This is a genomic window from Bacteroides sp. M10, from assembly GCF_014334015.1.
In the GTDB taxonomy this organism is placed as follows: Bacteria; Bacteroidota; Bacteroidia; order Bacteroidales; family Bacteroidaceae; genus Bacteroides; species Bacteroides intestinigallinarum.
The window spans coordinates 2,557,544-2,582,621 of the sequence record NZ_CP060488.1 but is presented as its reverse complement, the minus strand read 5'-3'; the positions used below and the strand labels follow the sequence as shown (position 1 = coordinate 2,582,621).

19 protein-coding genes and 2 pseudogenes are annotated in these 25,078 nt (G+C 44.1%); 12 read left to right on the top strand and 9 right to left on the bottom strand.

What is annotated here, in order from left to right; genetic code table 11:
* Window positions 1-137 precede the first annotated feature (137 nt).
* Together H8796_RS09180 and H8796_RS09175 are read left to right on the top strand one after the other, a co-directional pair.
* A complete protein-coding gene (locus H8796_RS09180) occupies window positions 138-1,778 on the top strand; it encodes a pectate lyase (RefSeq protein ID WP_117936124.1) in 1,641 nt (546 codons plus the stop codon).
* Window positions 1,779-1,948: 170 nt separating this feature from the next.
* Entirely contained in the window at window positions 1,949-2,146 is a 198-nt protein-coding gene (locus tag H8796_RS09175; protein ID WP_117936126.1) for a DUF2007-related protein, read from the top strand.
* 179 nt (window positions 2,147-2,325) lie between these two features.
* On the opposite strand, the gene H8796_RS09170 is transcribed toward H8796_RS09175, so the two are convergent.
* On the bottom strand, window positions 2,326-2,760 hold the full coding sequence (locus H8796_RS09170; protein WP_117936128.1) for a hypothetical protein: 435 nt from the start codon (window positions 2,758-2,760) through the stop codon (window positions 2,326-2,328).
* Window positions 2,761-3,472: 712 nt separating this feature from the next.
* On the opposite strand from H8796_RS09170, the gene tnpB reads away from it, so the two are divergent.
* From tnpB to H8796_RS09155, 3 genes are all read left to right on the top strand, one after another.
* Window positions 3,473-3,982: an IS66 family insertion sequence element accessory protein TnpB gene (gene tnpB / locus H8796_RS09165; RefSeq protein WP_117932120.1), complete on the top strand. Its 510-nt coding sequence runs from the start codon at window positions 3,473-3,475 to the stop codon at window positions 3,980-3,982.
* 69 nt (window positions 3,983-4,051) lie between these two features.
* The gene (locus H8796_RS09160; RefSeq protein WP_117932118.1) at window positions 4,052-5,665 is read left to right on the top strand and encodes an IS66 family transposase; all 1,614 of its coding nucleotides are present in this window, start codon (window positions 4,052-4,054) and stop codon (window positions 5,663-5,665) included.
* 495 nt (window positions 5,666-6,160) lie between these two features.
* Window positions 6,161-8,245: a BT4734/BF3469 family protein gene (locus H8796_RS09155; protein ID WP_117935587.1), complete on the top strand. Its 2,085-nt coding sequence runs from the start codon at window positions 6,161-6,163 to the stop codon at window positions 8,243-8,245.
* A 190-nt stretch (window positions 8,246-8,435) separates the two neighbouring features.
* Here the strand turns inward: H8796_RS09155 and H8796_RS09150 are convergent.
* A pseudogene (locus H8796_RS09150) lies at window positions 8,436-8,531 on the bottom strand (hypothetical protein); the annotation flags it as partial.
* A 144-nt stretch (window positions 8,532-8,675) separates the two neighbouring features.
* On the opposite strand from H8796_RS09150, the gene H8796_RS09145 reads away from it, so the two are divergent.
* The 7 genes from H8796_RS09145 to H8796_RS09115 are packed head-to-tail and all read left to right on the top strand — an operon-like array spanning window position 8,676 to window position 13,616.
* On the top strand, window positions 8,676-9,041 hold the full coding sequence (locus H8796_RS09145; protein ID WP_117935585.1) for a hypothetical protein: 366 nt from the start codon (window positions 8,676-8,678) through the stop codon (window positions 9,039-9,041).
* Window positions 9,038-9,247, top strand: coding sequence for a hypothetical protein (locus tag H8796_RS09140; RefSeq protein WP_117935583.1), 210 nt, complete (start codon window positions 9,038-9,040; stop codon window positions 9,245-9,247). The genes H8796_RS09145 and H8796_RS09140 overlap by 4 nt, the downstream gene beginning before the upstream one ends.
* A complete protein-coding gene (locus tag H8796_RS09135; RefSeq protein ID WP_117935582.1) occupies window positions 9,231-9,773 on the top strand; it encodes an RNA polymerase sigma factor in 543 nt (180 codons plus the stop codon). The genes H8796_RS09140 and H8796_RS09135 overlap by 17 nt, the downstream gene beginning before the upstream one ends.
* 4 nt (window positions 9,774-9,777) lie before the next feature.
* A complete protein-coding gene (locus H8796_RS09130) occupies window positions 9,778-10,110 on the top strand; it encodes a hypothetical protein (RefSeq protein ID WP_117935580.1) in 333 nt (110 codons plus the stop codon).
* Between the two features lie 12 nt (window positions 10,111-10,122).
* Window positions 10,123-10,563, top strand: a complete 441-nt coding sequence (locus H8796_RS09125; protein WP_117935578.1) for a hypothetical protein — start codon at window positions 10,123-10,125, stop codon at window positions 10,561-10,563.
* A gap of 13 nt (window positions 10,564-10,576) precedes the next feature.
* Window positions 10,577-12,247 (top strand): SUMF1/EgtB/PvdO family nonheme iron enzyme, encoded by a 1,671-nt coding sequence (locus H8796_RS09120; RefSeq protein WP_117935576.1) that lies wholly within the window; start codon window positions 10,577-10,579, stop codon window positions 12,245-12,247.
* A 28-nt stretch (window positions 12,248-12,275) separates the two neighbouring features.
* Window positions 12,276-13,616: an SUMF1/EgtB/PvdO family nonheme iron enzyme gene (locus H8796_RS09115; protein WP_117935575.1), complete on the top strand. Its 1,341-nt coding sequence runs from the start codon at window positions 12,276-12,278 to the stop codon at window positions 13,614-13,616.
* Between the two features lie 62 nt (window positions 13,617-13,678).
* Here H8796_RS09115 and rhuM read toward each other — a convergent pair.
* The 7 genes and pseudogenes from rhuM to H8796_RS09080 form a co-directional block, all read right to left on the bottom strand.
* Window positions 13,679-13,996: pseudogene (gene rhuM / locus H8796_RS09110) on the bottom strand (RhuM family protein); the annotation flags it as partial.
* A 149-nt stretch (window positions 13,997-14,145) separates the two neighbouring features.
* A complete protein-coding gene (locus tag H8796_RS09105; RefSeq protein WP_117935600.1) occupies window positions 14,146-16,455 on the bottom strand; it encodes a glycoside hydrolase family 3 N-terminal domain-containing protein in 2,310 nt (769 codons plus the stop codon).
* Between the two features lie 168 nt (window positions 16,456-16,623).
* The gene (locus tag H8796_RS09100) at window positions 16,624-17,838 is read right to left on the bottom strand and encodes a DUF1735 and LamG domain-containing protein (protein ID WP_117935573.1); all 1,215 of its coding nucleotides are present in this window, start codon (window positions 17,836-17,838) and stop codon (window positions 16,624-16,626) included.
* Window positions 17,839-17,849: 11 nt separating this feature from the next.
* The gene (locus H8796_RS09095) at window positions 17,850-18,863 is read right to left on the bottom strand and encodes a BT_3987 domain-containing protein (RefSeq protein ID WP_117935569.1); all 1,014 of its coding nucleotides are present in this window, start codon (window positions 18,861-18,863) and stop codon (window positions 17,850-17,852) included.
* Between the two features lie 24 nt (window positions 18,864-18,887).
* Window positions 18,888-19,901, bottom strand: coding sequence for a glycoside hydrolase family 18 (locus tag H8796_RS09090; protein WP_117935567.1), 1,014 nt, complete (start codon window positions 19,899-19,901; stop codon window positions 18,888-18,890).
* Between the two features lie 42 nt (window positions 19,902-19,943).
* Window positions 19,944-21,545 (bottom strand): SusD/RagB family nutrient-binding outer membrane lipoprotein, encoded by a 1,602-nt coding sequence (locus tag H8796_RS09085; RefSeq protein ID WP_117935565.1) that lies wholly within the window; start codon window positions 21,543-21,545, stop codon window positions 19,944-19,946.
* Window positions 21,546-21,557: 12 nt separating this feature from the next.
* The gene (locus H8796_RS09080) at window positions 21,558-24,920 is read right to left on the bottom strand and encodes a SusC/RagA family TonB-linked outer membrane protein (RefSeq protein WP_117935563.1); all 3,363 of its coding nucleotides are present in this window, start codon (window positions 24,918-24,920) and stop codon (window positions 21,558-21,560) included.
* Between the last annotated feature and the right edge of the window lie 158 nt (window positions 24,921-25,078).

Here is a 25,078-nt window from a genome sequence, read left to right as displayed (position 1 = left end):
TTAATATCATTCAAAAGTTGCGGACTTTTTGTGCAATCTGGTGCACTATCTATGCAACCAGTTGTCTATCAAATTCTATCCGCTTACATTTGTATCAGTATCACTATCATCACACTTTATAAAAAATCAGGTAAGATATGAAAAACAACAAGGTAAAATTCATTTTCGTGGCACTACTGTTTGCCACACAAGTAGAAGCGTTCTCCTCCTGTTCCACATCTTCAGTCAATGAAGATAATAAAGAACAGGAGACTCCACCGGATTCTCCCTCCGTATCTCCACCAGTGGAAGAAACAGCATATGCCTTTCCCGGAGCTGAAGGAGGAGGAATGAACACTACAGGAGGAAGAGGCGGAAAGGTATATATTGTCAGATCCCTGGAAGACTCCAAAGCACCGGGTACCCTCCGGTATGCCATCGAACAAAAGGAGCCTCGTATAATTGTCTTCTGTATATCCGGCACCATTTATCTAAAATCGACACTGGACATTCGGAACGGTGATGTCACGATAGCCGGACAGACAGCTCCCGGAGACGGTATCTGCCTGGCTCACTTTCCAGTAAATGTATCGGCCGATAATGTAATTCTACGATACCTGCGTTTCCGGATGGGAGATACGGATTTGCTGGGCTCTTCGGCTTCCGACGGTGCAGATGCTCTGGGAGGACGCCAGAAAAACAATATCATGATTGACCATTGTTCCATCAGTTGGAGCACTGACGAATGTGCTTCATTCTATGATAATACTAACTTTACTATGCAATGGTGTATTATTTCAGAAAGTCTCCGCTTATCGGGACATACCAAAGGCCCTCATGGATATGGCGGTATTTGGGGAGGAGTCAACGCTTCTTATCATCATAATCTGATGGCACACCATGACAGTCGCACACCACGTTTCGGTTCCGGAGTAAAATATCAAGGTCAGGAACGTACTGATATGCGTAATAATGTTATTTATAACTGGAGCGGTAACGGATGTTATGGCGGAGCAGCAATGGGTATTAACATTGTGGACAACTACTACAAACCCGGACCCGCTACGGATGCCAAAGTGGCCAACCGTGTGATGGCTATCGACATCAGCTCTTCTGATGGAGATTTTGCACCGATCAAAGGGGTATTGGGACAGTATCATATCAGCCGGAATTACTTCGAGGCAGGAAACCAACTGACAGAAGCAGCAGCCGCAAAAGTGAACAAAGACAACTGGACTGGTATCCGTAACAACACCGGTCACTCTCTTGATGAACTGAAACGGGATACTCCGGTAGAAGTAGATGCGGTAACTACCCACACGGCACAAAAAGCTTACGAACTGGTGTTGAAATATGCGGGTTGCAGTCTCAAACGAGATGATATAGATACTCGTATCGTTGAAGAGACACGCACAGGAACGGCACAATTCATCGGAAAGAACGAACACAACGGATTAGGAGATGAACCCTGTCCGAACGGTCCTTGTGAACATTGCGACAAAGGTATCATCCATTGGAAAAGTCAGAATTATCCTAAGGGCGGACTTATCGATAGTCAGAAAGACCTAAAGCCTTCCGGAGCTGGTAGCGACTGGAGTGCATGGCCAACATTAAAATCATTGCCACAAGTTACCGATTCTGACAATGACGGCATGCCTGACGAATGGGAAACCGCCAATGGATTGAATCCCAACAAATATGATGCTAGCGGAAGAGATCTAAGTACAGCTTATGATAATATAGAAGTTTATATCAATAGTCTTGTAGAGATAATCACAAATGCACAAAATAAGAAATAAGACAATGCGAGAAAAAACAGAATTTTCTATGTTACAAACTGGTCAATTAATAGAAATCCTGATTCAATGAATCATTTGTATACTATATATGAAACAAATTTGCACCTCTAATTCATTTCTATCTCCTATATTTGCAACAGTTACAATTAAAACTAAAAACACAAAAGAAGATGATTACAGGTAGAAAGATTTCCCAGATTGATGTTTTTGCTGGTAGCCCTTGGGAAGTGGCCAGCATGAAAAGCCGCTTGAATGCTGCTTATATTCAGGTTTCAATAAAAGATAATGGTGCAAGAGGAATTCAGATTATGGTTCCATGCGAATACTATACGGCAGCGATGCGCGTTATTAACAATCGTTTTTCATAGGTTTTAGGTATACATATTAATTTGATGTTTCTTATTGTCAGCTAAGGATTTCTTTGAATAGTAGAATGATTACCAATCGTTTACATGCTGACAATAAGCCATGACAATAGGCTGACAATAAAAACTTTCAACTTTTATTGTCAGCCTATTATTTGATAGATCAGGTTCGCTGCAGGATGTTATAGGATTCGTTTCAACCTTCTGCATATTTTTCTGATCCAGCAATTGCTGCAAATTATATTGTCGGATATAGTCTCTTTCTCAAAATTTCGCAGTCTTTCGTATTGTTCCTCCACCATTTTCCATAAGCCATCCAATCGTGAGCCCTGTCCTCTCATGGCCATTAATTCTTGGTCACGCATATCCAATAGCGAGACATACAGTCTGCAAGACTTGTTTTTCTCCATGCAAAGCTGCTCTAATGCGTCGATATATTCTGACGTAATTCCCAGCTTGGTCCGTTTTATAAATTCTTGAAGACTATCATCGTCTACAGTAACGACATCATCCGCATAAGACACTGCGACTTTTTTCATTTCCACCCAAAGCCGTATATACTCTTTTTCAAGCCGGTATTTTTCGGCTGCTGCTTCTATGCTAATCCATTCTGACATAGTGTTTGTTTTTTATTTGTTAGACAATGAGGAGTAAATAGCGCTCTATCGATGTTGATGCAACACACATTCGCGCTTCTTGCATTCCGGACGGACGGGGAATTGGTTGGGGATTTTTAAGGATTATGAAACCAACCGGATACAAGAAAAGCGTGAATGCTGTTGAATCATTATCCATACTTGAGGCCTAGCAAACCTTTCCAAAAGATAATGATAACAACAGACACCCACGCTAATCGTTTATATATAACACATCTTACATCGATATGTTGATATACGACCGTTCGCGTGGAATATCTGTTGAATCATCCCTCTTTGGAAAAGAAATTTGCTAGATTTCAAGTATGAGGGACAATACGTTAATATTCCTACTAAAAATAAAAACGCTTTCCACCTATTTCATCACGCTGATGAGTAGAAAGCGCATGACAAAGATATGTATTTTTTTTGAAACACAGTGGAAATACGGAAATAAATACAGGAAGTTTTGTATTGAAAGAGAGGAAGTTCAATGTCAGTAAACAGGATATAGGAAATACATCCCCTTTATCAAATGAATATAACCCCATTAAATGAATGTTATGTAACTGGTATCTTTCACTTAACAAGTAGGTATTGTTCGGTTAAGATAAGTAAGCATTCGGGCTCGTGCGTGTTTCTTTCCCTTCTTTTCTTTCCTACCTTTGTGCCTTCATAATCATCTTAATCCATTATGTGTTCAGTATTAGTATTTTCTAGTGAAAGTGAAAAGCTGCGTAGTCTCTTATCCGAGTCTAACCATTTTGATTCTGTTCTTTTCATATTTGATGGTGGTCGTCGTTATAAAGTTTCGGCTTCCAGTCTTGGCATCCATTCTCCTCAGGATCTACTTCTCCCCTTAGGTCTTGGTCTTTTCCGTAACAGTCCTTTCTGGTCTTATTACCTTTATCCCAATGGTTGTAATTTCCATAAAGGTATTGACGGTCTTTGTGGCGAGGTCATCCGGCACACGGGTTCTTGCGTGTCAGAGCAGAGTTGTCATATTTTTCTTGACCGTTCCCGTAGCAGATTGCATATCCTCTATCGGTGCGAGGACGAATACCGACTGGAATGCCGTCGTCTGAACCACAGTTCTTTCTTCTTGAAAAAGGACGAACGGAAAAGAGATTTTCTTCAAATTTCCTGGAATCGCCTGAATGAGCTGCTTACTGTTAAAAAGTATCGGAAAACAGTTGAAAAGTAATCTCCCATCCTACAAGCCGTACAGGTTTATTTTGATAACTTTGCCACATAATAAAAAAGTGGATATGCAGTGAAAGAACCAGTCATTACCTTTACTTTGGAAGAGTACGAAGAGTTGCGCAAGGAACGTGAACGTCTTGAAAAGGAACATGCGGAACTTCAGAGAAAATACGCAGCCTCTTTGCAGGAGTATTCCCGCCAAGTTGAGGAAATCTCAGCCTGTACAGCCGTCATTGCTGACCTGAGATGGAAATTGGCTGATTTGACACGCCGTTTATGGGGTAAATCCAGTGAAAAACGTCATCTTCCCGAAGATGCCAACCAATTGAGCATCTGTTTTGAATCTCCGTCCGATGTCAATGACCCGGTAGCGGAGGAGCAGAAAACGGCTGAGAAATCTGCCCGGTCGGAGAATGGTTACAATCGTTTCCGTAAGAGCTTCACCCAAAAGATTACTCCCCACGCCCGTAAGCCCATCGATCCGTCCCTTCCCCGTGAAGAAATCATCATTCCCATGCCGGAAGGTCTTTCTCTGGAGGGAGCGACGAAGCTGGGGGAGGAAGTGAGCGAACAATATGCCGTCAGCCCTGCCCGATTCTATGTGAGACGCATCATCCGTCCTAAATACCGGCTTGCCGACGGTCGTATCATAACTGCTCCCATGCCCGTAATGGCACACCCTCACAGCAATGCCTCGGAGAGTGTACTGTCCCACATTGCCACCGCCAAATATTACGATCACCTGCCTCTGCACAGACAGCTGGACATTTTTGAGCGTGAAGGCATCCATCTGAGTCCTTCCACCGTAAGTAACTGGATGATGGCTGCCGCACAGCGTTTGGAGCCGATCTACAATGAGCTTCGTGAACTGGTTAAGGACAGTTATTACGTCATGGCCGATGAGACGCCCCACCCCGTACTTGAAAGCGACCGACCCGGTGCTCTTCATCGCGGGTATATGTGGAACTTCTATCTGCCCCGGTTTCATACCCCCTTCTTTGAATATCACAAGGGGCGTGGCAGCAGCGGAATAGACACACTGCTGGCAGGACAGGTCCGCGTGGTACAGAGTGACGGCTTTGCAGTATATGACGAGTTCGACACGCTACCCGGAAAGTTGCACTTGTGCTGTTGGGCACACGTCAGGCGCAAGTTTGTGGAAGCGGAAGGAAATGACCCTCCCAGAGCAAGGTATGCACTTGAACAAATAGGCAGACTGTATGCTGTGGAGGAGGAAATCAGGATAGAACATCTGGAAGGCGAGGCTGTAGTAAAGCTTCGCCGGGAAAAATCGTACCCTATTATCAAAGGACTGGAAAAATGGTGCAAAGAGGAATATGAACATACGGTCGATAAATCGCCTGTTGCCAAGGCCATATTCTATATGTACACACGCTTTGAACAACTGTCCGGATATGTCAATGATGCACAGTTCTGCATTGATAATAATCCGGTGGAGCGTTCTATTAGACCGTTGACTGTAAACAGAAAAAATACACTCTTCTCCGGATCGCATGAGGCAGCACACGCAGCGGCAATATTCTTTTCACTGATGGGATGTTGCAGGGAAAATAAGGTGAACCCAAAACTATGGATGCAGGACGTGGTGATTAGAGTACAGGATAAAGAAAGAGAAGAGAAAAACGACTACTCCGATTTACTGCCATTTAATTGGAAAGGATAAACAAGAAAGGTTTATAAAGTCAAAAGCCAGACGTACTCCGTCTGGCTTTTGACTTTATAAGAGTTTGGAGAGAATACGCACGAGACCGAATGCTTACCTAAGATAACGGTATCTTTACCTTCCCACGGCCGTGGTGACTTCTTCCCACAGCCGTGACAAGTTCCTACCACGGCCGTGGGAAGATCTCGTCACGGCCGTGACGAACTACAGATACCAACACTTTAGCTGAACTATATCGGCAGGTGAATGGAAGTATACCTGCTTCTTATCATAACAATACGCGGTAGACAGCACATCCGTATCTGTTTCCCAATGTATCAGCTCCCGTTTCATTAGCCCTGAACTTCATTAGCCGCGAATTAAAAAAATCCGAATTAAAAAAGTTCATTCTTTGTCATGATAAAGCCCAAATAGCTTGTTTTACGAGTACCTTATCCGTACCTTTGAAACCAATAACAAACACTTACAAGTCTATAAAATTCAAGATAAAAAGAAATGAAGATTACACAAATCAGGGAAAACGGAGATACGGAAGCACTAAGCGTGATGGACATTGACCTGCTGATAGAGAAAATGAAGAAAGAAACCAAGCTCCGCCCGGTATCCGGACTACGTCAGGCCCTGCATTTTGTTCTGCCCGATGAACCTTGTTCTCTCGCTAGCAAACTACCACGAGTGATTCCTGCCGCAGCTTTCGGGCGAGTGAACGGAGTGAAACGAATGAAGACCTACAATGGTATTGTAGAACTGACCATTGGTCCGTTAGCCGGAAAAGCAGAAGTGGATATTGTGAAGCAAAAGGCTGCCGAACTTCCCCAGACAATGCTGGCCTTTATGGGAGCAAGCGGAAAAAGTGTCAAGATATGGACTTGCTTCACACGGCCGGACGGCACTTTGCCGCAAACAGTGGAAGAAGCCGAAGTGTTTCAAGCGCATGCCTATCGCCTAGCCATCAAATGTTATCAGCCTCAACTCCCTTTCAATATTTTGCTAAAAGAGCCAAAACTGGAACAATTCTCACGTCTTAGCTATGATCCGGACTTGATTTATCGTTCCACCCCTGTCCCCTTCTATCTTTCACAACCTATCGGTATGCCCGGTGAAATGACGTATCATGAGAAATCGAGCACTGAAACATCTCCTTTAAATCGGGCCTTGCCGGGATATGATACGGAAGATACTATAGCATTACTCTATGAAGCGGCATTGCGGAAAACATTTGAAGAAATGGACCAAGTGTGGTATCGGAATGATAGTGATTTGCAAACTTTAGTAGTCCCACTTGCCGAAAACTGCTACTACTCCGGCATTCCGGAAGAGGAGGTAACCCGACGAACCATCATGCGTTATTACAAAAGAAAAAATCCGATGCTGGTACGCGAAATGGTAAGAAACGTATATAAAGAATGCAAAGGAGTGGCCAAAGGCAATTGTCTGACTAAAGAACAACGCCTTAGCCTGCAAATGGACGAATTTATGAATCGTCGCTATGAGTTTCGCTACAATACGCAGATTGGAGAAGTAGAATACCGGGAGCGTTTCTCGTTTCAGTTCTATTTCCATCCCATCGACAAACGGGCGCAAAACAGTATTATGCTGGACGCCCAATCTGAAGGAATCGGAGTATGGGACAGGGACATAGACCGTTACTTACATTCCAACCGTGTGCCTATCTATAACCCACTGGAAGAATTTCTGTTTCATTTGCCGCATTGGGACGGTAAAGACCGCATTCATGCTTTGGCAAACAGGGTTCCTTGCAACAATCCACATTGGGAATTGCTTTTCCATCGTTGGTTCCTGAATATGGTTTCGCATTGGAGAGGGGTAGATAAAATGCACGCGAATAGTACATCACCCATATTAGTAGGGGTACAGGGAACTCATAAATCAACTTTCTGCCGTGAAATGATTCCGCCTGCACTTCGAGCTTACTATACGGACAGTATTGATTTCAGCCAGAAACGGGATGCGGAACTGTATCTGAATCGGTTTGCGCTCATCAACATTGATGAGTTCGACCAGATTACTTTGACGCAACAGGGATTTCTGAAACATATTCTCCAAAAGCCTGTGGTCAATCTTCGGAAACCGCATGGTCGCTCGGTACTTGAATTGCAACGATATGCCTCATTTATCGGTACAAGCAATCAGAAAGATTTGCTGACTGATCCTTCGGGAAGCCGTCGTTTCATCTGCATTGAAGTGACAGGAAACATCGACACTACACAGCCGATAGACTATGAACAGCTTTACGCACAAGCCATGCACGAGATTTATCATGGTGAGCGATACTGGTTTGACAGTGAAGATGAGCAGATTATGACTGAAAATAACCGTGAGTTTGAGCAAACACCAGCTATGCTGCAATTGTTTTATCAGTATTTTAAAGCTGCGCAAACGAAAGAGGAAGGAGAATTTCTTACTCCGGTCGAGATACTGAATTATCTGAAGAAGAAAAGCGGTATTTCATTGTCCGACAACAAAGTATATCACTTCGGGAGATTGTTACAAAAGTGCGGAATTACCTCGAAGCACACTTATAAAGGTACTGTTTATCAGGTAATAAAGGTATCATAAGAGATAAAAGTAAGGCTGACAATAAAAGTAGAAATATTTTATTGTCAGCCTATTATCAGTGGTTATTGTCAGGTGGTAGAATATTGATATTCATCAACTTAAGCAACATTCTGACAATATGACAATAAAAGCAGGAACAAACTAATGGTATGATCTAAGTTTGAAATTTTGTTTCATAGATAAATAGAAGTAGAAAAGCGTTGACCAATCGTCCCATTGATTCTAGTTCGTTCTCTTTCAAATAATTCTTTGCTATCGACACATCTATTTTCACAACCTTCCCATTAGAAGTTTTCTTTCATCTAGTTAGTCTCATGAAAAAAATACCCATTCAATTTTACTTTTGTTCTTTTGCCAGGTCTTTTATGTATAATGAACTCACGAAGAGGGACGTCCAACGTGAATGTATAACGAAATAATATAAAAGACTATGCGTACAACTGGAAAATGGAAAACAGGAATACTGGTAATTACGATGGCGTTGATTTGCGGAACTGCAAACGCACAACACAGGAATCGGCATTACTATCCACATCGGGTAGTTACCGTTGTGACTCGACCTGACGTAACATCTCATGTCAGCAACCGTTTCAACCAAAAGGAACGATTGGCGATGGCTGTGGCTTACTTAAGAACGAATAAGTACCTCACCATCAAGCAGTATGCAAAAATGACGCAACTTAGCAAGGCTGCGGCAGAAGCCGAGCTCGACGCTTTTGCGATGGATAAGAAAAAGCCCATACAGCTTGTAATCAGAGGGAAAAAGAAAGTGTATATAAAAAAGGATAACGCATGAAACCGATTTGGAAATTAATAGTTTTAGGAGCGACCGTTCTATTTTTGATGCAATCGTGTGTGACTGTACGTCGGCCACGCCACCGTCACCACCACAAGCATTGTCTTGTCGTTGCACAGTTGCTAACCGGGACAACCTTGTTAAACTTTCTTTCCGGCGAATGTCCGGAAGCATCAGAACCTGTTGTTTATGGAAATAAGGGATGATCGGGAACTGATGGCAATCATAGCCAAAGAGCCGGAAAAAGGGTTCCGAAGTCTGATGGCGAAGTACAAGGAAGCACTGTATTGGCACATCCGACGACTGGTGGTAGCTCACGAGGATGCTCAAGATGCGACACAGGAAACTTTCGTGCGGATATTCCGGTCGTTACCCGATTTCAAGGGCGAATGTTCCTTCCGGTCATGGATTTACCGGATTGCCACCAACGAAGCCTTGCGTCTTCTAAGCCAGCGTCGGAACGACCGGGTGCCGTTGGATGATTCTCCGGTTGAGTTAAACTGTATGATGGCCGACGAGTATGTGGATTACAGCGATTTGGAAACGGTCAGGCTGCAACAGGCTATCCTGACATTGCCTACCAAGCAGCAGTTGGCTTTCAACTTGCGGTACTATAACGAATTGGGATATGACGAGATTGCCGATATTACAGGTTCAACCTCGGAGAATGTAAAGTCGAACTATCATATCGCCAAAGAAAAGATAATAAAATATATGAACTTAAACAATTAGAGATATGAAAGAAGAATTTAACTTCAACCGCATAGGTAAACGAATGCCCTATACCGCACCCGAAGGCTTTTTAGACGACATCGAAACGAATGTATGGGAGACTATAAAGGATGAGACGACACCATCCAAGTCCAAGCGGAACTATCGCCTTTGGTATTCAATATCCGGCGGACTCGTGGCGGCAAGCGTCGCATTGTTGCTTGTCTTCAACACGCTGCCCGACCATCAAAAGACGGACGACTTAGAGATGTTTGAACAAGCTTTTTCAAACCTAAGCAGCGCCGACCAGAATTATCTACTTACCGTCTATCAGGACGACTTATTTATAAACGAATAAAAGGTATCAATCATGAAAAGTTCTTTTAGAATCCTTCTGCTTGCTATGGCAATGACCACCTTTTGCATAAGTACTTATGCCCAAAAGGACAATAGACAACGTATGACGCGGGAACAATTAGCCGAGACACAAGCTAAATATATCGTGAAAGAAATGGCGATGGATGACGTAACCGCAAAAAAGTTTACCGCAACTTTTTGTCAATTCCAGAAAGAAATCTGGGCACTGGGGCCCCGTCCTAGAAAAGAGTCTTCGAGCCGCTCGGACGCAGAAACGAAGCAGATTATTGCAGACCGGTTCGCTCACAGCCAAAAGATACTCGACCTGCGGAAGAAGTATTATGCAGAATACTGCAAATTTCTGACGCAAAAGCAGATTGAACGTGTCTATAAACTGGAAAGGAGAATGATGAATCATCTGTATCATCGCTCTCAAAAGGAAAAACCTCAATAATAATGATTTGATTATGAAGAATATATTGAAGATTCTCTGTTTATGTTGTCTTTCGTTACTCTTTCTGTCCGCAATGAACTCGTGTCAAGATGACAATGAAGAAATAGAAGAAGCCGTATTGCCCGATGGGCAAGAACAGGACTCGACCTCGGGAAACCTTACCGCATCCATCGTTGACGGGCTTTATGTGAACTGGAGCAAAGGCGATATGATAATGCTGGTCTACGATGGGCAGGCGGTTAGAGCGGAAACACAAGAATCCGGCAGCACGTCGATCCTTTCAGGCACCGTCGGGAGTTCTTTCACCGAGGATAATCCTTTGTATGGCGTGTATCCCGCGGATAACGTGGTGTCCTCGGACCGTGAAAGCGTAACCATAACCGTTCCCGCCACTCAAACAGGTGGTGGCAGCGGATATGATGAGAAGTCTGTTGTGGTAGTGGCTCGTACGATCTCCGAATCTCTGGCTTTCCGGACCATTGGCGGTGGCATAAAACTTAACTTCCAGATGTCGGGTGTGACAAAGGTCGAGTTGGAAAGTGTCGATGGTTATGCTCTATCCGGAACAGCCGGAATAAAATGGAATGAGCAAAGTATGCCTACAGTCGATGAAATAAGCAATGCACACTCCATCATTACTTTCAATGCTCCCGAAACGTCAGGCTTCATCCCCAGTAAAGACTATTATATTTCCACCTTGCCTTGTGATGTCTATGGAGGATACAGGCTTTCCATCTATAGAGAAGACGGATGGGTCGCTGATTATTTCGGCGTACATCAAACGATAGAACGAGCCTCGTATATAACTCCGAATGACTTGGTGGAAAATGAATTGAAGTTTGAAGCCCCGGATGCCCCGCTTGTGGAAGAAGAACGTCCTGAACTGGATGCCACTACGACCGCTCTTCTTCGCCAATATCAACAAAACCCGACGGAAGAAAACAAACAGGCATTGTTGGATCAAATGGGACTTCGCTATGATAAAGTCGTAGCAAGAAAGAAAGCCAAGCTCCGCGAACTGGAGAGGGACGCAAAAACTCCCGGCCTCGTAGAAGAAATGCAGGGCATTGTGGATGAGATGGTCGAGAATCGGGATATTCGGCTCGAACAACAATTCCTGCGACTCATCGATCCTCGAAACGACGACGACCCGAATGATGCCTGGATGGTGTTGCGCGGTGCGTCAGCTCCGAATGCTTACATAGGTTATGCACCTGTGACAAACGCTGAATACGCAGACTTCAAAAAGGACTTCATCTATGATGCAGGAAAGGGAAACTATCCGGTGGTAAACATTACGATTGCTGAAGCCACAGCTTATTGCAACTGGCTTACAGCCCAAGATAACGCTCACGTATATCGTCTTCCAACCGATGAGGAGTGGATTCTCGGTGCCGGCCACATGCCAAAAGATGTTTCTATGAACTCCAGCCGCGTGGAATCGGGATTGACAGCGGTGGATGCTTACAGTCAGACGACTGGTGCTTGCGGAGGCATCGATTTCTGGGGCAATTGTTGGGAATGGACTTCTTCAACGGACTCGAGCGGTTCGTACATCGTTAAAGGGGGCAGTTGGGACTCTGAACGAGATGATTGCCGCAGCGAGAAATCGGACGTTGTGAGGACTGGCACACAGGGCTACGCCAATGTCGGTTTCCGGGTGGTAAGGACAGATTCCAATTAATAATTAATCCTTTAGACAATATTCAAATATGAAAAAGTTATTTTTAGCAATGGCTGTTGCCATTGTGACGGTCACTGTTGTGTCGGCACAAGAGAATGACAAAGAAGATATGATGGTGATTCCGGTTGTCCAAACAGACAAACACAGCGGATATGATGGCAATTCTGTAATTCGCTGCGGCATCAAGTTCAACATCCAACTTTCAGGTGTAACAAAGGTAGAGCTGGAAAGTGTCGATGGTCATCCTCTGGCAGGTACGGTGAGTATAAAAAAGGACGTTCAGGGGAAGCCGATAGTAGATGACATAGAAAATGCAAGCACCATCATCACGTTCAACGCTACCGACAAGTCCGGCTTCACACCCGGAAAGGACTATTACATCTCCACCTTACCTTGCGATCTCTACGGAGGATACAGGCTTTCCATCTACCGCGACGGGCTCGTGGCTCATTATTTCGGCGTGCATCAGACGGTGAAACCGGGGGCATTTATAAGCCCCGATGATTTGGTTGAAAGTGAGTTAGACTTCGACAAGCCCAATGCTCCACTTGTAGAGGAAGGACGACCTAAGATGGATTCTAAGACGCACAATCTTTTCCTCCAATACCGGAAAAGACCGACGGAAGCTAACAAACAAGCGTTGTTAGAGCAAATGAGCGTTCGCTACGACAAAGTGGTGGCAAGAAAGAAAAACAAACTCCGCCAGTTGGAGCGTGAGGCAAAAACTCACAGTATCGTGAAACATATGCAGGGCATCGTGGATGAGATGGTCCAGAACCGCAACATCCGAATACAGCAACAATTCCTCCGATTCATCGACCCTCGAAGGGACGAGAACCCGAAAGATGCTTGGATGGTGTTGCGTGGCGCATCTGCCCCAAATGCCTACATCGGCTATACGCCTGTCACTAATGCCGAATACGCCGCCTTCAAAACGGGATTTGCCTATGACAAAGGAAAGGACAACTATCCGGTGGTAAATATCACAATCGACGATGCCAAAGCCTATTGCGACTGGCTCACAGCGCAGGACCGAAAGCATATCTATCGCCTGCCAAGCGAAGAAGAGTGGATTCTCGGTGCCGGTCATATGCCTAAGGATGTTGCCATGAACTCCGACCACGTGAAGTCCGGATTGACAGCAGTGGACGCTTACAATCAATCGACCGGTGCTTGCGGAGGTATTGACTTCTGGGGTAATTGCTGGGAGTGGACCTCTTCGACGAACGCAGACGGTTTGTATATCATTAAAGGAGGCAGTTGGGACTCTAAACGTGATGATTGTCGTAGCGAGAAATCGGATGACGTGAGAATGGGTACGCAGGGCTACGCCAATGTTGGTTTCCGGGTGGTAAGAACTGACAGATAGGAGAAGAGATTATAAACAGAATGCCTGAACCTACGGATGAAACGCGACGATGAAAAAGAATGAAAGCGGCGAGGTATATACGTGCACCATTGACGGAATTGAGTAGCGCGTACGGAGTTGATGCGGTAACCGACTGAAATAATGGCATCGAGACTATAAATAAAAACTTCACGAGAAATATTCCGATTACCTTCTTTTTGAACTATCCGGCTTTTCCGGATAGTTGTATCCTTATCTACTTCTCCTTGCGAATATATATTTCTCAAATGTTCATTAATTGTACGTATATCAACATCGAACAACATCGACATCGCCTTCTGTGTCAGCCACAGAGTTTCATCTTGATAAAGCACTTCAATGCCTTCTTCTTTATTCTCTATCTAAAAAATAAGAAATTCAGCCGTACTGTTGCGTATTTGCAGTTTCTTGCTCCCGTTATTGTTTTCTTTCATATTCATCTTGAACATTCATTTCCTTTAGAAAAAACAAATGTACTTAGAACATATCGAACTGCCAAAGATAGTATCTCCTATTTTATCTCCATTTTCGTCTGTAATCTGATGTCATCAGAAGCAGCACCGATCATTACTTGGAAAGTTCCCGATTCTACCACCCTTTTCAAATTCCGATCGACAAGTGCAAAATCCTCTTCGGACAAAATAAACTTCACTTCCTGTTCTTCTCCACACTTCAAAAAGAGGCGTGCAAAATGTTTCAATTGCTTCAACGGTTGCACTACTGAAGCATATTCATCTCTCAAATAAAGTTGAACAACTTCTTCACCATCGTACTTTCCGGTGTTCCGGATTTTGCATGAAACTTCGAAAGAGTGTGGTGTCAGAGCTGACAGATGTAAATCTGAATATTCAAAAGTGGTATAGCTCAAGCCATATCCGAAAGAATAAAGCGGAGAAGCAGACATTTCTACATAGTCATGGCTTTGGGGAGCTTTCTTATTATAGTATACCGGAACCTGTCCGACGGAACGGGGCACAGAGAATGGTAATCGCCCTGCCGGATTAAATTCACCGAATAAAACATCAGCAATGGCATTCCCCCCTTCTTGTCCCGGGTAATAGGCCGTCAGCAGTGCATCTGCATTTTCTGATGCCCAGTTTTTATCCAAAGGACGCCCTTCAATGTAAACTACTATTAATGGTTTTCCGGTAGCTTTCAAGGCTTTGAGTAATTCCAGCTGTTTTCCTAATAAAGAAAGCGTTGCACGGTCGAAGCCTTCACCACATTCCATATCACTGATTGTCTTTTCATCAGCAATGGCCGCACCTGTTTCTTTATAACTGGTTTTGAAATCACGGGCACTGGAGCCTCCTACCACAGCAATAACAACTTCGGAACGCTGGGCGGCTGTAACGGCTTGTTCAATATCAGACGTCACGGTATCACGAATGGAACAGCCTTTCACATATTCCACCTGTGAGGAAGAAAGTTTTGCTCTGATTCCATCCAATACGGTCTTTACATTTTCTTCTTCCTGCGGAGCGGTGTAATCTCCTAACATATTATAGCAGTTATCGGCATTAGGTCCGATCAGTGCAACTTTCATACTCCTGTCTAATGGAAGCAGCGAGTGTTCATTTTTCAATAAGGTGATCGAAGCTTGTGCCGCTTGGCGTGCCAGAGTAACGTATTCTTTGCAACGAACTTCTTTCTTCGCTTTTCCGGGATCCACATAAGGATTTTCAAACAATCCCATTTCGAATTTTAATCGAAGTACACGACTCACGGCTGCATCAAGGATTTCTTTACTTATTTCCTTCCGGTTCACCGCATCCATAAGATTCATATAGGCATCGCCTCCGAGATCAATATCGACTCCGGCAGATAAGGCCATTACAGCCGCCTCTTTCATTGTAGAAGCAACAAAATGGCTTTGATGAATGCCTTCGATACTGTATAGATCGGAAACGACAAACCCTTTAAACTTCCATTCATCCCGTAGAAGTTCGGTCAGGAGATAATGATTGGCTGTACAAGGAATACCGTCCATCGAATTATACGAAGTCATTACGGATAATGCTCCGGCATTGATAGCTTGTCTAAATGGTGGCAGAAAGTTTTCATGCAGTTCACGCATACCTGCAAAAGAGGGATTCCCGTTCTGTCCGCTTTCCGAGATACCGTAAGCGAGGAAGTGTTTGAGGGTAGCCAGCGTGCTGTATGGACGTGACAAATCTCCACCACCTAATCCTGTCACCATCGCTTTTCCTATTTCACCCGTCAATACAGGGTCTTCACCAAAAGTTTCTTCCACGCGAGACCAACGGGGATCACGGGCCAAATCGAGCACAGGTCCATAGCTGATATGTCCGCCTTGAAGACGTATCTCTTTACCGATTGCTTTGCCTACCTCATTTATCAGTTGGGGTGACCAAGTTGCAGCCATCCCGATTCCGGTAGGAAAAACGGTTGCACCAATCGCCATGTGGCCGTGCGGCGCTTCTTCTGCCAGGAATAAAGGGATCCCCAAACGGGTATTCTCCATCACATACTTCTGTAAGGCATTTCCGGCCTTTGCAGCCAATGCGGGATTCAGTCCGGTTACTAATGTTTTCTTTGTCCACGGATCGGCACGATAGGTTGCCCATAGCATTCCGGCATTTCTGTCTTTTATGAGTTGTTTGAATTTATCAGAAGGGAGCACATCGTTACCTTTGATTTCATACATCTCCCAACCCAAAGGACAAAGGAGTTGACCGACTTTCTCTTCTAATGTCATACGGGATAGTAAATCCGCAACTCTTGTTTCTACGGGTAAAGTCGGATTTTTATAGGCTACTGCCGGAAGCTGCTGTGCAAAGGAATAAGAAACTCCTGTCATCATAGCCGTAAGCAATAGTGATTTACTGATTCTATTTAGCATAACTATTTTTTTTATAAACTTAGCTATTTAAAAGAGAAGTCTGCCATCCCCTCGTAATACCTTGCAGCAAAACCGATTCGACAGCAGACTTCATCGTACTAAAGAACAACCTCTATTTTACCTCTTTTAGAACGGACATTTCTGGTTGTCTACGTAGGTGATAGTTCCACCGGGCACTGCATTGTGACCATGCCCTGTCATATCAAGCACCGTACCATCATCCTGCGTTTCGCCATCAAAACGCCAGTAAGCAACAAGTCCTTCGCTAGTGGGGTCCACATAACAAACGCCATCTTCAATCTGTGCGGATGTACGTGCCACATTCCATACGCGACATTCGCTTATGTAACCATCAAAGAAACGGGCATTACCTGCTGAACGGCCAATGGAGAATGCATCATTCCATGTATGACCATCATAAGCCATACTCAAATTAATAGTTCCACCATTCTTGGTCTCTACGAAATGGATTTGCTCACCGTCCAAATAAAGACGGAGATACTGACCGTCGTATACAGCAGCAAAGTGCAACCAATGTCCGGTAGGAAATTCCTTTTCTACCCACGATTCATAGTGATCTTTCTTGTCGGGATGAGATGCCGTACCGATGGAACCTTTCACGAACTGCAACTTATTCACAGGATTACCGGCGCCGTCACCAAAACGGAAGAGGAAGTTTTCTTCGCATCCGCATAATGAACTAATGCCACTGGCACTCTTTTCCTGCCCAACCGGGAAAGACTTAGGAAGCACTTTCATTTCCAATGTCATCTGCCCGAGTGCTTTCACCGGACTATTTTCCTGATCACCAAACGAAGGAATATTGAAATATCCCCGGCGTGCCAAATAGGCGGCTTTAATTTCAATCACTTTGGTGAGCATGACATAAGCAGTGCGGGAACTCTCCATAACTTTCAGATCACTGTTTGAAACGGAAGTTATAGTTACGGGAAGACAGTAAGATACACCTTCCTGTAATTTCTCGGAATCAGCAGTCACTTTGATTTGTGTAGACTGGTTTTGTCCAGCTGGAATTATCACTTCACCACCTTCAAAACTGTAGCTGCCTTCAGGAGGCATTTGACAGTTACGACCGGTAGAAGAGTTGAAAGATTCCAGTAATTGAGGAGCCACCTGTACGCCTACCGTCACGTCTGTTTCCGCTTTATCGGTGGAGGTCACGGTCAATCCTAAAGTAGACTGTCCCTCAACCAGGAATTTTACGTTCGATGAAGTCAGCGTACCGGTCATGTAAACGGCATCACTGTAATCCGGTTCGGTCTTGCAGCCTGACACACAGAGCAACAAAGCCAATAAAGATAAAAGTGTATATTTCTTCATGGTTTTAATTATTATTTAGCATAAACATTAAATACGCCACATTCTAAAGTCGCACCATACCAACCTCCGGTATTGGGTACAGAAATCCGAATATAACGGGCAGTCAAGGGAGCATAAAAAACACAAGCCGCAGTACTACGATCTATTTCACCTTGCAACTTCCAATCCGTGCCGTTATCACTGGTACTAACAGTCATACCGGACGTAAATGCTCCTACCTCTGCATAATCCCAAGTAGAACTATCATATCCATTATATGTCATTTTGATACCCTCAAAGGAGTATGCTTTACCCATGTCTACATCCAATTGAAGTTCTCCGGAACTTTGCGTAATATAACAACCGGTCTGATAATCCCCATCAAAGATTGATTCAATAGGATCATACCATGTTTCCACCGTTCCATTAGTTGTAGCAATCCATCCAGACTGGTCAGCAACCAATGTTCCGGTTCCGGTATATTCGGTAGCCTCATGATTCATATTATCCTCTGTAACAGTGATAGTCAAAAAGGTTGGTTCTATCATATTAGTGCTCAACTGTGAATTAGCTCCTTCTGCCGATACCAGACGTAAAGGAATAATATATCCTTTTTCACTCTTTAGAGTGGAAAGTACATTAGAGTCATCCGTCAGTCTTACACGCACAGTATCAGCAACCACTCTTTCCCCGGCAGGGATAGTCATCTCGGCATTTTCCAGTACGATGGCTCCGGCGGGCATAGCTTCAAACACTGTACCATGTTCTTCATTATAGGCAGAAATCAGAGAGTTATCCACTTCTACTACCACTTTAATGGTACCGTCTGCTTTCTTCGAGCATTTTGCCGGCCATTTAAAATCCAAATTGCTGACTGTACTAATAGGAGTCTGCACGATCTTATATGTATTGGAACCACCTTGTATATATACCCGGTTAAATGGATCGCCATAAACATCATAAGCCTCATCGTCACCACAAGCGGCAAGACCGATGCCACAGAGGGCGAACATACCTATATAAAATAGATTTTTTCTACTTTTCATTGTCATCTTTCATTAAAAGGTTAATTAATGGATAGCCGGATTCTGTATTTGAATACACTGACGGAACCGATAGTAAGGTTCAGGGTTGTATTCATGTACATTATAGTCACGATGGATAAAGAATGCGCCAAAGCCACCTTTACGTTTGCCATTCGCGGGCTTGTAGCGTGCCTGGTTGTACATAGACTGCATATCTCCCTGCCAGTTATCACCCATATTGCAACAGTACACCACTTTTTCATCAGGCCATCCGCCTGCTCCCGTACCACCGCCATAAGCTTGAAGGAAGCAATAGTTACTATACGGGATAAGGCTAGTCATGCCGGTACTAGTCTGGTCGATATTGAGCATTTTATCACAGATACCTTCCTGTGAAGCGATTTCTTTACCATAGCGTTCTTCGATGAGCTGTAAACGTTCTTCCTTAGTGATGTCTGGATTCGGTCCCATGTACTTTGCCATGTGTTTGTAAAAATATTCGAAGTTAGAGCCACTCAAGAAGTCACCTTCCGGCTCATAGTCCGCATCAAAACCGTCGAGATCGTTCAGAAATACCTGATCGAGGAAATATTCGGCATACATTTCAAAAGAACGATTAAGTGCGGCAGTCCGTTCTTCGCCACTCGGCATTGCCTTCGCTTCATTGTAAGCCTGCTTGAAAGCATGGTCATCTGTTTCCGCATCGATACGGGTGATCGCCACACAAAGCATCTTGGTTCCTTTCACTTTCTGCACGAAGCGGATTTCTTCCCAAATCTCCGTATTTTCTGTTGCCGGAATGCCACCCCACATAGAGCAAATATCAAGGCTGTCAGGTAATCCCATAAAACGAACAGCGGCAGAGTTCTGCGCTCCATACTGCGCAAACCATCCGAAAGCAATTTCGTGCTCGCTCGCTTTGTAGTCGCGTAAGTTCTGGTAGTATTGGTCGTCGTAAGTCAGCGGTCGCTGAATGGTCAACGACTCAATGTCTGTATTACATGAGGCCATCATACCGCCCACAGTCAGTGCGGCCAATATGTATTTCATTGTTTTCATATTCTGATTACTTAGTTAGATTGTTCTACATTATATATCTGATTACCTTTTCACATCCCACCAAAGACGTGTACCGGCAATATCCGTGCCTTTCAACAGGGAAACAGCAGCTTGTGTGTTCTCGCCATTGTCAGAATATTCCTTCGTAGGGAACTTCAAACGGCTGATGAGCTCTCCAGTGGCAACTTCTCCACCGGAAGCATTTGTGTTGATAGTCACAATGCCGGGATAGCCAGTACGCCGCATCTCGCTCCACGCTTCTTGCCCGTCCGGGAAAAGAGCAATCCATTTCTGCACCATAATGCGCTCGAGTTTCTTATCAGGAGAAGCCGATTCATCCCACTTCACTGTCAAAGTCGAAACCATACGACTTACATCGGTATTACGTCCGTTTGTCGGATCAATGAATGAAGTTGATGGTACATTTACATCATTATCAAGATAACTCTCCGCACCGGAAGCACCTTTGGAAGAAAAAGAGGTCTTCACACCTTCTTCGTAATATTCCTTCACAGTCTTATCTCCCAAGTTTAAACGCAGTTTAGCTTCAGCCAAAAGGAAATATGTTTCAGCGGCATCCATCCACAGGATAGAGCTAGCCTGTCCTACGTTCATGCTAGACGCAGCTTCAGACAAAGTTCCCTGACTACGGCTGGTTTGTCCATTACGGACTCCATGATATGCCCCATCTTTCTTCGCAACCTTGAAGTAAGATGCCAAACGCGGATCCTGTAAGCCTTTCAAATAACAATCCATAGTGGCACTCATTCGAAAATCATTGAAACTTTCAAATGCTTCCCACCACTCATTAATGAAAGAAAAGGATACAGACTGTTTCAAAACGGCATTGTCACTAACGGAAGTCATTAACCCGATAGTATGATCTATTGCTGCTTTAGCTTCATCCAGGGCCTTTGTCTGATCCACATAAGAAATACGCATTGCCAGACGGAGACGGAGAGTATTAGCAAACTTTATCCAATTCGCCACATTACCATTGTAAATATAGTCATAGTCTTCCAAGTAAGGCTCGGAAGTACGACTGTTGTAGCTGGTGAGCACCTCAATGGCATTTGACAATTCTTCAAAGAAACGATAATATACATCCTTTTGGCTATCGTAGGCTACTTGAATGCCAGTACCAAACTTTGAATAAGGGATGGGACCATACTTATCTGTAATACGACTCATACCGAACACCTTGACAATAGTAGCCATAGCGCGTGCGGGGGATGTTCCACTAGTACAATCCACGACTTTCCGCCATGGCTGCATCACCTCTGTATAAGCGGTGCTAAACGGAGAGTTGTACCACTGCGGATAGAGTTTGTAACAATCGTTGTCCTGCTCTCCGGCATAGTTCCATGTTTTAATAGGAGCACAGTAGCTGGCAAAAATATCACCGGTCAGCATTTGAGTCTCCTCAAACAAGCCACCTTTGTCTTTACCTACTACGAAAATACCTCTTTCCATCTGCGTGAAATAGGCTCCCGTCAGGAGATTATCGCGTTCCATCTGCTCGGGAGTTACTTCATTCGGATTGATATTCCAACTTTCATAATGGTCGGTACAAGCGGTAAACAACAAGCCTCCGGCAAGCAACACACCATTGAACACTTTCATGCATTTTAATATATGTTTCATCTTATCGATTCTTTAGAAATTGAGTTTAACAGAGAAACCTAAATTGCGTAAGCTCGGCAACATAAAGTAGTCCATTCCGCTGAAATGCGTGCCTGTGCTTGCCGTCAGTTCAGGGTCGAAAGGAGCTTTGCAATAGAACATTAGCAGGTTACGTCCCGTGAAGGCTACATTCATGCCCTGTATCCAAGGAACCCACTTCTGAACAGGGATATTATAACCGAGAGACAACTCTGCAAGGCGAACGTTTGTCGCACTATAAACATACATAGAGCCGACACCACTTCCTACAGTACTATAATACTTCTGTACAGCGGGTACTTTATAACCGTCAATCAGTACATAGCCCAAGTCGCGTGCCTCAGCAGTAGCTGTGGAAACGCCGTAAGCATCCATCATCGCCTGTGTCTGTGAGACAACAATACCACCAATACGTGCATTTACCAGACAGCTCAATGTCAAACCCTTCCATGAGAATGAGTTGCGCCATCCCATCATATACTTAGCTTGCGAGTTACCGGCATAAATCCATCCGTCCTGGCGTTCGCCCGCCTTGTTGTCTATAGCTACTGTATTGTTGACATAGTCTACGTCAATATATCCATGGGAGTCGGTGCGAAGTGCAGTCACGTACAAGTCACCAATAGAGCCACCTTCAAAGAGACGCGAATTCACAATTTCCAATCCACCCAAATCCATCATATCCTGTTTGACAACTTCTCCACTTGATAAAGTAGTCGGTTTCAACAGTTTTTTAATCTTATTGCGATTGATGGTATAAGTAAAGGTAGAGTTCCATTTTACCGGTCCGAGGGGCTGGTTTAATGTCAGGCTTGCTTCGATACCCTTGTTATCCACTTGTCCGCCATTGATATAAATAGAAGAATAACCGGAAGAAGCGGAAATTGATGGGTTGAATAATTGGTTGTAAGTAGATGTCTTATAGAGAGAAACGTTCAGTTCCAATCTATCATTCCAAAGATGAGACTGCAAACCGACTTCCCAAGCCTTGGTACGCTCCGGCTTGATATCCGTATTGGGATATGTGGTAGCCGTGACGGGAGAAGCCGATTCGTATGGGTAAGTCTGATAAGCAATGTAACGTGTAGGGGCATTACCTACCTCACTGTATGAGCCGCGTACCTTCAAGAAGGTAAGCACATTGTTCTTGATGGGTAGTAACTCTGTCAAGATAGCAGAAACACCCACTGACGGATAAGCAACCGACTTCGTATCGGTCCATGCCAAAGCAGACGACCAGTCAACACGTCCTGTTACGTCCAAGTAGAGTTTACTCTTCCAACCCAGCTGTGCTGTAGCAAAGATGGATTGCGTCTGGTCATGATAACCATCCTGCTGGAATTTCACGGCAGACTGCATCAGGTTGAGCATTGTAAATCCGTCTGCCACAGAATTCAAGCTACCTCCCACATCATAATACTGGTAGTTGACATCCTGAATACTGGTACCTAGTGTAGCGGTCAGTGAGAAGTCGCCGAAATATTTGTCGATATTCAGCATCACATCGCCATAAAGTTGACGAGTGGATGCATCACCTTTATAATATCCTCCAAATTTCTGGCAGAAAATATTATCGGTAGATGCAGCGTATTTCTTTTCGTACAGAGCCGACGTATAATCCATTTTGGCACGTGCACCTAATGTAATGCCTTTCATAATTTCGAAACTCAAACCTCCACTCATGAGGAAACGGTTCTTGTGATTGATAAAATTGTCGCGATTGACAATCCAATAGGGGTTCTGCATGGCAATACCCTGATTACCCCAAGGCCAGTATTGTGTTTTGAAGTTACGGGCTTCGTTGTACATTTCAAACTGCTGAAGCATTTCCAAACTATAGCTCGGCGACATCAGATAGATAGGAACAATCGGATTGAAATACTGTCCCTGTGATACCATGTTCTGTTCACGCACATTCATATAGCTTGCGCTTAGGTCGAGACGCAGACGATCATTGAGCATGCTAGTCGTATTACGGATAGTGAAATTGTAGCGATCCAACGTATTGTTCGGAACAATACCTGCCGCATTGGTAGCAGCCATAGAAAGGAATATCTGGTTCTTCTCATTACCATTACTGATGGTCAAAGAGTTGGTTTCGTTCCATCCAGTCTGATAGAAGTCCAACGGGTCGTAACTGCTGGCTTGTCCCAATTTCTGTCCCCAGCTTCTTATTTCTCCCGTAGTCGCACCATAAGTGTTTTGAAATTCCGGAGTTACAAACGGATTGAAGAATGAGGTATTATTGGCATAGTTGACACGAAGCTTATCTTTCGATCCTTTCTTTGTGGTAATCATGATAACACCATTGGCGGCATCACTACCATAGAGTGCGGAAGCGGCAGCACCACTCAACACAGACATAGTTTCAATATCTTCGGGGTTAATCATGGAAGCACCATCACCGGATTGGCCCATACCGGTCATAAAGTCGTCTGGTTGTGTTGTTTCCAACGAAGGCATCGGAATACCATCGATTACATACAGGGCGTTATTATTTCCGGAAAGAGATTTCGCACCACGCATCACCACCTTAGCTCCACCACCGATACCGGATGAGCTGGAATTGATGACAACACCTGCTATCTTACCGGACAAGCTATTTACGAAATTGGCATCCTTGACACCGACAATTTCACTGGCAGAAACTTCTTGGACATTATAAGACAGTGCTTTCGCCTCTTTACGAATACCGAGAGCGGTAACCACCACTTCGTTCAACACTTGCGAATCATCTTCCAAGGTGACATTCAATACCGGACCGGAGACGGGTAATTCCTTTTTTTGATAACCCACATACGAGAATAATAATACCGGGCTGGCAGTCTGTGGGGTCAATGTATAGTTTCCGTCAAGATCGGTCACTGTTCCGTTAGTGGTTCCTTTCTCCATAATAGAGACCCCAATCAGCGGTTCGCCATTCTTGTCTTTTACCGTACCTGCAACGGGTTTTGTTTTTTGTTGAGTTACTTTCGTTTCTTTAGCCGTCAGTACAATCTTATTATCCAATATTTTATATTCGACATTTGTACCTGCAAAGACCTGTTCCAACACCTGAAAAATATTCTTCTCGGAAGCTGAAACCGATACCCGGCGATTAAGGTTAAGATTCTTGCTATTTATAAAAAAGCTGAATCCTGATTCACGTTCAATCTTGTGCAGCACTTCTTCTATAGTACAATCGTTAACCCGTAAAGTGATAGAAGTTTTTTGCGCATATCCATCTGATGCATACGCTAGTCCGGCTGAACAAATAAGGAGTATAAATAGTAATTTCATAGCCAATGATATTTCCTTTAAGGTCCGTCTAATAGACTTTAATCCTCCAAGAAATTGGACGATACAATAATTTTGCATAAATTTGTAACGAGTTTAATTAGAAAATTGGTAGTTATACTTGTCGGGAAACAAGTAGGTTCACAATTACTGAAGCTCATACGGGAGGATACGGCCAATATCATCCCGTATTTTTTGATTGCTAGGGATCTTTGTTTTTCATGGCAATAAGTTTTTGG